This window comes from Streptomyces sp. NPDC104106, assembly GCF_055584345.1.
In genome coordinates, this window is the sequence record NZ_JBVJMF010000001.1 from 140,982 (window position 1) to 151,914 (window position 10,933).

General features: G+C 69.5%; 10 protein-coding genes. 4 read left to right on the forward strand and 6 right to left on the reverse strand.

Going from position 1 to position 10,933, the window contains the following annotated elements; translation table 11 throughout:
- Positions 1-12: 12 nt before the first annotated feature.
- Genes tal through pgl form a run of 4 tightly spaced genes read left to right on the forward strand, consistent with a single transcriptional unit; the run spans position 13 to position 4,535 of the window.
- On the forward strand, positions 13-1,131 hold the full coding sequence (tal, locus tag ACZ60X_RS00710; RefSeq protein WP_469591861.1) for a transaldolase: 1,119 nt from the start codon (positions 13-15) through the stop codon (positions 1,129-1,131).
- 10 nt (positions 1,132-1,141) lie between these two features.
- Positions 1,142-2,671 carry a glucose-6-phosphate dehydrogenase gene (zwf, locus tag ACZ60X_RS00715; RefSeq protein ID WP_469592958.1) on the forward strand — a complete coding sequence of 510 codons (1,530 nt, stop codon included), beginning with the start codon at positions 1,142-1,144 and terminating at the stop codon, positions 2,669-2,671.
- A complete protein-coding gene (gene opcA / locus ACZ60X_RS00720; protein WP_469591863.1) occupies positions 2,668-3,756 on the forward strand; it encodes a glucose-6-phosphate dehydrogenase assembly protein OpcA in 1,089 nt (362 codons plus the stop codon). The genes zwf and opcA overlap by 4 nt, the downstream gene beginning before the upstream one ends.
- Positions 3,753-4,535 (forward strand): 6-phosphogluconolactonase, encoded by a 783-nt coding sequence (gene pgl, locus ACZ60X_RS00725; RefSeq protein ID WP_469591865.1) that lies wholly within the window; start codon positions 3,753-3,755, stop codon positions 4,533-4,535. The genes opcA and pgl overlap by 4 nt, the downstream gene beginning before the upstream one ends.
- A 61-nt stretch (positions 4,536-4,596) precedes the next feature.
- Here the strand turns inward: pgl and pgi are convergent, their stop codons facing one another.
- From pgi to gap, 6 genes are all read right to left on the reverse strand, one after another.
- Entirely contained in the window at positions 4,597-6,249 is a 1,653-nt protein-coding gene (gene pgi, locus ACZ60X_RS00730; protein ID WP_469591867.1) for a glucose-6-phosphate isomerase, read from the reverse strand.
- 203 nt (positions 6,250-6,452) lie between these two features.
- A complete protein-coding gene (locus tag ACZ60X_RS00735) occupies positions 6,453-6,788 on the reverse strand; it encodes an RNA polymerase-binding protein RbpA (protein ID WP_003957010.1) in 336 nt (111 codons plus the stop codon).
- 227 nt (positions 6,789-7,015) lie between these two features.
- Positions 7,016-7,246, reverse strand: coding sequence for a preprotein translocase subunit SecG (gene secG / locus ACZ60X_RS00740; RefSeq protein ID WP_469592960.1), 231 nt, complete (start codon positions 7,244-7,246; stop codon positions 7,016-7,018).
- 128 nt (positions 7,247-7,374) lie between these two features.
- Entirely contained in the window at positions 7,375-8,151 is a 777-nt protein-coding gene (gene tpiA / locus ACZ60X_RS00745) for a triose-phosphate isomerase (RefSeq protein WP_469591868.1), read from the reverse strand.
- 6 nt (positions 8,152-8,157) lie between these two features.
- Positions 8,158-9,369 carry a phosphoglycerate kinase gene (locus ACZ60X_RS00750; RefSeq protein ID WP_469591870.1) on the reverse strand — a complete coding sequence of 404 codons (1,212 nt, stop codon included), beginning with the start codon at positions 9,367-9,369 and terminating at the stop codon, positions 8,158-8,160.
- Between the two features lie 134 nt (positions 9,370-9,503).
- Entirely contained in the window at positions 9,504-10,511 is a 1,008-nt protein-coding gene (gene gap, locus ACZ60X_RS00755) for a type I glyceraldehyde-3-phosphate dehydrogenase (RefSeq protein ID WP_469591872.1), read from the reverse strand.
- Positions 10,512-10,933: the final 422 nt, after the last annotated feature.

The window sequence follows — 10,933 nt, forward strand, 5'->3', positions numbered from 1 at the left end:
AGATGTAATTCCATGACAGACGCACTCAAGCGCCTCTCCGACGAAGGCGTCGCGATCTGGCTGGACGACCTGTCGCGCAAGCGGATCACGTCCGGCAACCTCGCCGAACTGATCGACGATTCGCATGTCGTGGGCGTCACCACGAATCCGACGATCTTCCAGAAGGCGATCAGCGGCGGCGACGGCTACGAGCAGCAGGTCTCCGACCTCGCCGCCCGCAAGGTGACCGTCGAGGAGGCCATCCGCATGATCACGACGGCGGACGTCCGGGACGCCGCCGACATCCTGCGCCCGGTCTTCGACGCCACCGACGGCCAGGACGGCCGGGTCTCCATCGAGGTCGACCCCCGCCTCGCCCACGACACCAAGGCGACCGTCGCCGAGGCCAAGCAGCTGGCCTGGCTGGTGGACCGCCCCAACACCCTGATCAAGATCCCGGCCACCCAGGCGGGTCTGCCGGCGATCACCGAGGTCATCGGCCTCGGCATCAGCGTCAACGTCACGCTGATCTTCTCCCTGGAGCGCTACCGCGCGGTCATGGACGCCTACCTCTCCGGCCTGGAGAAGGCGAAGGAGCGCGGCCTGGACCTGTCGCTCATCCGCTCCGTGGCCTCGTTCTTCGTGTCCCGCGTGGACACCGAGATCGACAAGCGGCTGGACGCCCTGGGCACCCCGGAGGCCAAGGCGCTGCGCGGCAAGGCCGCCCTCGCCAACGCGCGCCTCGCCTACCAGGCGTACGAGGAGGTCTTCTCCTCCGACCGCTGGCAGGCGCTGGAGCAGGCGGGCGCCCGCAAGCAGCGTCCGCTGTGGGCGTCGACCGGTGTGAAGGACCCGGCGTACAAGGACACCCTCTACGTCGACGAGCTGGTCGCCCCCAACACCGTGAACACCATGCCGGAGGCCACCCTGGAGGCCACCGCGGAACACGGCCGGATCACCGGCGACACCGTCCGGGGCACCTACGAGCAGGCCCGCGCCGACCTCGACGCGCTGGAGAAGCTCGGTATCTCGTACGACGACGTGGTCCAGGTGCTGGAGGACGAGGGCGTCGAGAAGTTCGAGGCGTCCTGGAACGACCTGCTGAAGTCGACCGAGGCGGAGCTCAAGCGCCTCGCTCCCTCGGAGGGCTGATTTGTCACCCCTGTCCGGCTCCGGAGCGAATCCGCTCCGTGACCCGGCCGACCGACGGCTCCCGCGTATCGCGGGGCCGTCGGGTCTGGTCATCTTCGGTGTCACGGGCGACCTGTCGCGCAAGAAGCTGATGCCCGCGGTGTACGACCTCGCCAACCGGGGTCTGCTGCCGCCGGGCTTCTCGCTGGTGGGCTTCGCCCGCCGCGAGTGGGAGCACGAGGACTTCGCCGCCGAGGTCCACGACGCCGTCAAGGCGCACGCCCGTACGCCGTTCCGCGAGGAGGTCTGGCAGCAGCTCATCCAGGGGATGCGCTTCGTCCAGGGCACCTTCGACGACGACGACGCGTTCGAGCGGCTGCGCGCCACCATCGAGGAACTGGACAAGGCGCAGGGCACGGGCGGCAACTTCGCCTTCTACCTGTCGGTGCCGCCGCGCTCCTTCCCCGTCGTCATCCAGCAGCTGAAGAAGCACGGGCTCGCCGACCAGTCGGGCGGTTCCTGGCGGCGGGCGGTCATCGAGAAGCCGTTCGGGCACGACCTGGCCTCGGCCGAGGAACTGAACAAGGTCGTGCACGAGGTGTTCGAGCCGGACCAGGTGTTCCGGATCGACCACTACCTGGGCAAGGAGACCGTCCAGAACATCCTGGCGCTGCGCTTCGCCAACACGATGTTCGAGCCGATCTGGAACCGGTCCTTCGTGGACCACGTGCAGATCACCATGGCCGAGGACATCGGCATCGGCGGCCGCGCCGGCTACTACGACGGCATCGGCGCCGCCCGTGACGTCATCCAGAACCACCTGCTCCAGCTCATGGCCCTGACCGCCATGGAGGAGCCCGCCTCCTTCGGCGCGGACGCGCTGGCCGCCGAGAAGGAGAAGGTGCTCGGCGCCGTACGGCTGCCCAGGGACCTGGGCAGGCACACGGTGCGCGGTCAGTACGCGGCCGGGTGGCAGGGCGGCGAGAAGGTCGTCGGCTACCTCGAAGAGGACGGCATCGACGCCACGTCGAAGACCGACACCTACGCCGCGATCAAGCTGGAGATCGACAACCGCCGCTGGGCGGGCGTCCCCTTCTATCTGCGCACCGGCAAGCGCCTCGGCCGGCGCGTGACGGAGATCGCCGTCGTCTTCCAGCGGGCCCCGCACTCCCCCTTCGACCACACGGCGACGGAGGAACTGGGCCAGAACGCGATCGTCATCCGCGTCCAGCCCGACGAGGGCATCACGGTCCGCTTCGGTTCCAAGGTGCCCGGCACGTCGATGGAGATCCGGGACGTCTCCATGGACTTCGCCTACGGCGAGTCCTTCACGGAGTCCAGCCCGGAGGCGTACGAGCGCCTCATCCTGGACGTGCTCCTCGGCGACGCCAACCTCTTCCCGCGCACGGAGGAGGTCGAGCTGTCCTGGAAGATCCTCGACCCGATCGAGGAGTACTGGGACAGGCACGGCACGCCCGCGCAGTACCCGTCGGGCACGTGGGGCCCCGCCGAGGCGGACGAGATGCTCGCACGAGACGGACGGAGCTGGCGCAGGCCATGAAGATAGACCTGACCGACACCACCGCCGGCGACGTCAACAAGGCGCTCGTCCAGGGCCGCCGGGACATCGGCACCCCCGCCGTCGGCATGGTCCTCACCCTCGTCATCGTCACCGACGAGGAGAACGCCTACGACGCGCTGAAGGCCGCCAACGACGCCTCGCGCGAGCACCCCTCGCGCACGCTCGTGGTCATCAAGCGCGTCTCCCGCGGCCCGCGCGACCGCACGACGTCCCGGCTGGACGCCGAGGTGCGGGTCGGCGCGGACGCGGGCACCGGTGAGACGGTCGTGCTGCGGCTGTACGGCGAGGTCGTCGGCCACGCCGACTCGGTCGTGCTGCCGCTGCTGCTGCCGGACGCCCCGGTCGTGGTGTGGTGGCCGGTGAACGCGCCGGTGGACCCCGCGAAGGACCCGCTGGGCGCGCTCGCGCAGCGCAGGGTCACCGACACCTACGCCGCCGAGCAGCCGGTGCGGGAGCTGTCCGCCCGCGCCGAGACCTACACGCCCGGTGACACCGACCTGTCCTGGACCCGGATCACGCCCTGGCGCTCGATGCTGGCGGCGGCCCTGGACCAGGTCGCTTGCGAGGTGCGGGGCGTGGAAGTGGAGGGCGAGGAGTTCAACCCGAGTTGCGAGCTGCTGGCGATGTGGCTCGCGGACCGGCTGAAGGTCCCCGTCCGGCGCTCCCTGTCGGCCGGCCCGGGGCTGACGGCCGTCCGCATGGAGACCAGCAGCGGCCCAATCGTCCTGGACCGCGCGGACGGTTCGCTCGCCACGCTGTCCATCGAGGGCCAGCCGGACCGCGCGGTGGCGCTGAAGCGGCGGGAGACCGCCGAGCTGATCGCGGAGGAACTGCGCCGGCTCGACCCGGACGACACCTACGCCTCCGCGCTGCGCTACGGCGTGGAGCGGCTGAACACCGTGCCGCAACAGACGCCGGCGAAGGGCACCCGGGAGGCGGCCGAGAAGACCGCCGAGCCGGTCGCCGAGCCCGCGCCCGTGACGGAGGCGGCCAAGGCGCCCGCGAAGAAGGCGGCCGCCAAGACGGCGAAGAAGGCTCCGGCGAGGAAGGCGGCGGCGAAGTGAGCACCCCGCAGCTGGTCGTCCACCACGACAAGGAAGTGATGGCGCAGGCCGCCGCGGCCCGCCTCATCACGAAGATCGTGGACGCGCAGGCCTCGCGGGGCAGCGCGTCCGTGGTCCTGACCGGCGGCCGCAACGGCAACGGTCTGCTGGCCGCGCTGGCGGCGGCGCCGGCGCGGGACGCCGTCGACTGGGCCCGCCTCGACCTGTGGTGGGGCGACGAACGCTACCTCCCCGAAGGCGACCCCGAGCGCAATGTGACGCAGGCCCGCGAGGCCCTGCTGGACGCCGTACCGCTGGACCCGGAGCGCGTGCACGCCATGCCCGCCTCCGACGGCCCCTTCGGTACGGACGTCGACGCCGCGGCGGAGGCGTACGCGGCGGAGCTGGCGAAGGCGTCCGGGCCGGAGAACCATGGCTCGGTGCCCACCTTCGACGTGCTGATGCTGGGCGTCGGCCCGGACACCCATGTGGCCTCGCTCTTCCCGGAGCTGCCGGCCGTACGGGAGACCGAGCGCACGGTGGTCGGCGTGCACGGCGCGCCCAAGCCGCCGCCGACCCGGATCAGCCTCACCCTGCCGGCGATCCGCGCGGCCCGCGAGGTGTGGCTGCTCGCGGCCGGCCAGGACAAGGCGGAGGCGGCCGCCATCGCCCTGTCGGGCGCGGGCGAGATCCAGGCTCCGGCGGCGGGCGCGTACGGCCGGCAGCGCACGTTGTGGCTGCTGGACGCCGCCGCGGCCTCGCAGCTGCCCCGGTCGCTGTATCCGCCGTCGTCGCCGTGACCCGGCGCAGGCCCGCGGGGGCGGTGGAGGTCTCGGCCTCCACCGCCCCTTCTTTTCGTGCCTAACGGCCGCGCAGTGCCCGGTACCTGGCGACCAGCGCCGTGGTCGACGCGTCGAGGCCCGGTACCTGTGCGCCCTCGGTCAGGGCGGGTTCCACGCGCTTGGCGAGGACCTTGCCCAGCTCGACGCCCCACTGGTCGAAGGAGTCGATGTTCCACACCGCGCCCTGCACGAAGACCTTGTGCTCATAGAGGGCGACGAGCTGGCCGAGGACGGACGGGGTGAGTTCCTTCGCCAGGATGGTCGTGGTCGGCCGGTTGCCCTGGAAGGTCTTGTGCGGGACCAGTTCCTCGGCCACGCCCTCCGCGCGGACCTCCTCGGCACTCTTGCCGAAGGCGAGGGCCTGGGTCTGGGCGAAGAAGTTGGCCATCAACAGGTCGTGCTGCGCCTTGAGTTCACCGCTCAGCTCGGCCACCGGCTCGGCGAAGCCGATGAAGTCCGCAGGGATCAGCTTGGTGCCCTGGTGGATCAACTGGTAGTAGGCGTGCTGCCCGTTGGTGCCCGGCGTGCCCCACACGACGGGCCCGGTCTGCCAGTCCACCTCCTTGCCGTCACGCGCCACGTACTTGCCGTTGGACTCCATGTCCAGCTGCTGGAGGTAGGCGGTGAACCGGGACAGGTAGTGGCTGTACGGCAGCACCGCGTGCGACTGGGCGTGGTGGAAGTTGTCGTACCAGATGCCCAACAGGCCCAGCAGCAGCGGGGCGTTGGCCTCGGCGGGCGCGGTGCGGAAGTGCTCGTCGACCAGGCGGAAGCCGTCGAGCATCTCGCGGAAGTGGTCCGGGCCGATGGCGATCATCAGGGACAGGCCGATCGCGGAGTCGTACGAGTAGCGGCCGCCGACCCAGTCCCAGAACTCGAACATGTTGTCCGGGTCGATGCCGAACTCGGCGACCTTCTCGGCGTTCGTGGACAGCGCCACGAAGTGCTTGGCCACGGCCGAGGCTTCCCCACCCAGCGCGTCCAGCAGCCACTTCCGGGCGGAGGTGGCGTTGGTGATGGTCTCGATGGTGGTGAAGGTCTTGGAGGCGATGATGAACAGCGTCTCGGCCGGGTCGAGGTCGCGGGTCGCCTCGTGCAGGTCGGCGCCGTCGACGTTGGAGACGAAGCGGACCGTCAGGTCGCGGTCGGTGAAGCTGCGCAGCACCTCGTAGGCCATCGCGGGACCGAGGTCGGAGCCGCCGATGCCGATGTTGACGACGTTCCTGATGCGCTTGCCGGTGTGGCCGGTCCAGGCGCCGGAGCGGACGCGGCCGGCGAAGTCGCTCATCTTGTCGAGGACGGCGTGCACCTTCGGCACGACGTTCTCGCCGTCGACCTCGACGACCGCGTCGCGCGGGGCGCGCAGCGCGGTGTGCAGCACGGCACGGTCCTCGGTGACGTTGATCTTCTCGCCCCGGAACATGGCGTCCCGCAGCGCGAACACGTCCGTGGCTGCGGCCAGCTCGCGCAAGCGCCGCAGCGTCTCGTCGGTGACCAGGTGCTTCGAGTAGTCGATGTACAGGTCACCGACCTGGAGCGTGTACCCCGTGCCGCGCCCGGGGTCGGCGGCGAACAGCTCCCTGAGATGGGTGTCGGCCAGCTCTTCCCGGTGCTTGGCGAGCGCCGCCCACTCGGGCGTCTGGTTGAGCCTGGTCCGGCCGTCTGCGTTCATGTTCCGACTTCCGCCTTCTTTCGTGCCTGTCCCAGCCGTTCCAACCTAGTGGAGCGGCGCGGACCGGCGCCCGTCGTGGCGCCGTCGTACGGCGCAACAACCGGTACGTCCGGTTGACGGCCGGCCGTCGGCGAGGTGACGTCCAGGGCGAAAGAAGGCGGCGGACACGCGCGCGAACGCGTGGCGGCCCGCCGGTACAACGGCTAGATCTCGCCCCGCAGTTTGGCGAGCGCCTCGGCGAGGATCGCCTCCCCGTCCGCGTCGCTGCGCCGCTCGCGCACATAGGCGAGGTGCGTCTTGTAGGGCTCGGTGCGCGGTGGGTCCGGGGGATTGTCCCGGTCCTGGCCGGCGGGAAAGCCGCAGCGCGGGCAGTCCCACGTGTCGGGAACCTGAGCGTCGCTGGCGAAGCTCGGCTGCGTCTCGTGCCCGTTGGAGCACCAGAAGGAGATGCGCAGACGCGGCGCGGACTCGCCACGCTCGGCCTCGCCCATCGGCCCCGCCCCGACCCGGCTTCCCCGGATCGCGTTGCCACTTGCCACGGTCGTAACTCCCTGCGTGATGGTGCCGCGAAGCGAGTCGGCGTTCCGCTTCGCTGCGAGCGCCTCAGTCTACGTAAGGCCCAACGCGCGTCCAGTGATTGGAGTTACAAGCCCCCACACCCAGACGCAAGCCCCATGATAGGCCGCGCTCAGGAGCGCGTACCGAACATGGGGCCTTACATACCGAATATGCGTGATGTGTGGGCTGCGCGGGGCGTGCGGGAGTGTCAGCCGTTCGACTTCATCAGGATGCCGAGGACGATGATGCACGCGAACCAGAGCAGGCCGACCACGATGGTGATCCGGTCGAGGTTGCGCTCGGCGACCGAGGAGCCGCCGACGGAGGACTGCATGCCGCCGCCGAACATGTCGGAGAGGCCGCCGCCCTTCCCCTTGTGCATCAGCACCAGCAGCATCAGCAGCAGGCTGAAGATGATCAGGGCGATCGAGAACCCCAAAACCACGGCTGGACCAACTTCCTCGGATACGGGTGGACGACTTCGGATGGACGACAGGGGCACAGCACCTCGGCCGTGCCCCCGCAAGCGTACGACGTATCGCCGCTACCGCCTACTCACAGCGTGTGTCACTGATCGCGGAAGCGCACGATCTTGACGAACTCGTCGGCGTCCAGCGAGGCACCGCCGACGAGGGCGCCGTCGATGTCGGCCTGGGCCATGATCTCGGCGACGTTGCCCGACTTCACGGAGCCGCCGTACTGGATGCGGACCTTGTCGGCCACGTCCTGCGAGTACAGCTCGGCGACCTTGGCGCGGATGGCGGCGCAGACCTCCTGGGCGTCCCCGGCGCCGCACACCTTGCCGGTGCCGATCGCCCAGACGGGCTCGTAGGCGATCACGACGGTCTCGGCCTGCTCGGCCGGGAGGTCCTTCAGGCCGCCCTCGACCTGGGCGAGGGTGTGGGCGACGTGCTCGCCGGCCTCGCGGACGTCCAGTTCCTCGCCGACGCACAGGATCGGGGTGAGGCCGTGCTTGTAGGCGGCCTTGACCTTGGCGTTCACCAGCTCGTCGGTCTCGTTGTGGTACTGGCGGCGCTCGGAGTGGCCGATGACCACGAACGTGCACTTCAGCTTGGCCAGCATCGGGCCGGAGATCTCGCCGGTGTAGGCACCGGAGTCGTGCTGCGAGATGTCCTGGGCGCCGTACTTGATCTTGAGCTTGTCGCCGTCGACCAGGGTCTGCACGGAACGCAGGTCGGTGAAGGGCGGCAGGACGGCGACCTCGACGGCCTCGTAGTCCTTGTCGGCCAGGGCGAAGGCGAGCTTCTGGACGTGGGCGATGGCCTCGAGGTGGTTGAGGTTCATCTTCCAGTTGCCCGCCATCAGCGGCGTGCGGGTGGTCATACGGGGTCAGTCCTCCAGTGCGGTGAGGCCGGGGAGCTTCTTGCCCTCGAGGTACTCGAGGGAGGCGCCACCGCCGGTCGAGATGTGGCCGAACGCGTTCTCGTCGAAGCCGAGCGTGCGCACGGCGGCGGCGGAGTCACCGCCGCCGACGACGGTGAAGCCGTCCGAGTCGGTGAGGGCCTGCGCGACGGCGCTGGTGCCGTTCGCGTAGTCGGGGTGCTCGAAGACGCCCATGGGGCCGTTCCAGAAGACGGTGGCGGCGTCGGCGAGCTTCGAGGCGTACAGCTCTCGGGTCTTCGGGCCGATGTCCAGGCCCTCCTGGTCGGCGGGGATCTTGTCCGCGTCGACCACGGTGTAGTCGGCCGGCGCCTTGGTCTTCAGGTCCGGGAACTCCCGGGAGACCAGGACGTCGACGGGGAGCACCAGCTCGACGCCGTTCTTCTCGGCGCGCTCCATGTACTCGGTGACGGCCGGGATCTGGTCCTCCTGCAGGAGGGAGATGCCGACCTCGTAGCCCTTGGCCTTGAGGAAGGTGTAGGCCATGCCGCCGCCGATGAGCAGGCGGTCGGCCTTGCCGAGCAGCTGGTCGATGACGGCCAGCTTGTCGGAGACCTTGGCGCCGCCGAGCGCGACGACGTACGGCCGCTTGACGTCCTCGGTGAGCTTCTTCAGGACGCCGACCTCGGTGGCGATGAGGTGGCCGGCGTAGTGCGGCAGCCTCGCCGGCAGGTCGTAGACGGAGGCGTGCTTGCGGTGGACGGCGCCGAAGCCGTCACCGACGTAGACGTCGGCGAGGGCGGCCAGCTGGTCCGCGAAGGCGGCGCGTTCGGCGTCGTCCTTGGCCGTCTCGCCGGGGTTGAAGCGCAGGTTCTCGATGACCGCGACCTGGCCGGGCTGGAGGCCGTCGACGGCGTCGTGGGCGGCGGGGCCGACCGTGTCCTGGGCGAAGGCGACCGGGGCGTCGAGCAGTTCACCGAGGCGCTCGGCGGCGGGCAGCAGCGAGAAGGCGAGGTCCGGGGCGCCCTTGGGGCGGCCCAGGTGCGAGGCGACGACCACCTTGGCGCCGGCCTCGGCGAGTGCCTTGATGGTGGGCAGGACGGCGCGGATGCGGCCGTCGTCGGTGATCTTCCCGTCGGCCAGCGGGACGTTGAGGTCGGCGCGGACGAATACCCGCTTGCCGCTCACGCCGTCGGCGAGAAGTTCGTCGATCGTCTTCATTGAGTGGACTCCAAAGGAGGGCTCGTGGTGCACCTGATCGTAAGAGGACGTGGTCCGTACGCGGGACAGGGCCCGGGCAGCGCGGCGCTGCGCTGCCCGGGCCCTGCTCTCACTTCAAGATCTCGCTGCGACGATCAGAGCTGGTTGCCGACGAAGACCGTGAGGTCGACGAGGCGGTTGGAGTAGCCCCACTCGTTGTCGTACCAGCCGATGACCTTCACGTTCTTGCCCTCCTGGACCATGGTCAGGGAGGAGTCGAAGGTGCAGGACGCCGGGGCGTTGACGATGTCGGAGGAGACGATCTGGTCCTCGGTGTAGTCGAGGAGGCCCTTCAGCTCGCCGTCGGCGGCCTTCTTGAACGCGGCGTTGACCTCGTCCTTGGTGACCTCGCGGCTGAGCTCCACGACCAGGTCGGTGACCGAGCCGGTAGGGACCGGGACGCGCATGGCGATGCCGTCCAGCTTGCCCTTGAGCTGCGGCAGGACCAGGGCGGTGGCCTTGGCGGCACCGGTGGTGGTCGGGATGATGTTCTCGGCGGCGGCACGGGCGCGGCGCAGGTCCTTGTGCGGGAAGTCGAGGATGCGCTGGTCGTTCGTGTACGCGTGCACCGTGGTCATCAGACCCTTGACGATGCCGAAGTTCTCGTCGAGGACCTTCGCCATCGGGGCCACACAGTTGGTGGTGCAGGAGGCGTTGGAGATGACGTGGTGGTTGGCCGCGTCGTACTTGTCCTGGTTGACGCCCATCACGATGGTGATGTCCTCGTCCTTGGCCGGAGCCGAGATGAGGACCTTCTTGGCGCCGCCGGCCAGGTGCTTGGCGGCGTCCTCGCGCTTGGTGAAGATGCCGGTCGACTCGATGACGATGTCGACGCCCAGCTCGCCCCAGGGGATGTCGGCCGGGTTGCGCTCGGAAAGCACCTTGATGGTGTGGTCGCCGACGGTGATCGTGTCGGCGGTGTGGGAGACCTCGTACGGGAGGCGGCCCAGGATCGTGTCGTACTTCAGCAGATGCGCGGTGGTCGCGGTGTCACCCAGGTCGTTGACAGCCACAACCTCGATGTCTGCACCCTGCTCCAGCAGCGCGCGGAAGTAGTTACGACCGATGCGGCCGAAGCCGTTGATGCCTACGCGGATCGTCACGAACCGATCTCCTCGTTGGTACGCCGGCCATGCGGTGCCGGCGAGCTCTGTTTGGGATGTCCCCGACCACCACCGACCCTACCTCTCTGCGGGCCCCGTGGTGACATCGAGATGGCCCATACACGGGCAGGCCTTCCGTACCCGCCAGTAGAGGTACGGACCGCCCCGGATCGGCGATTCTTTCGCCCGTATTCGGTACGGAATGCCGGGCGGCTTTTACTCCCTCTTCACTCGTTCGTGAGCGGGTCGGCTCACTTGATAAACGGCTGATTCGCGCACCGTTGAGGGGGTCTCCGCTCACCTGTTGGAACAAGAGGGGTGGGATCTGTCAACGTGGCGGCCCTCACGCCAGGGTCGTGGCGGCCCTCACCCCGGATCGGTGGCTCGCGACCGGCGCGCACATGGCGCGGTACGCGACGATT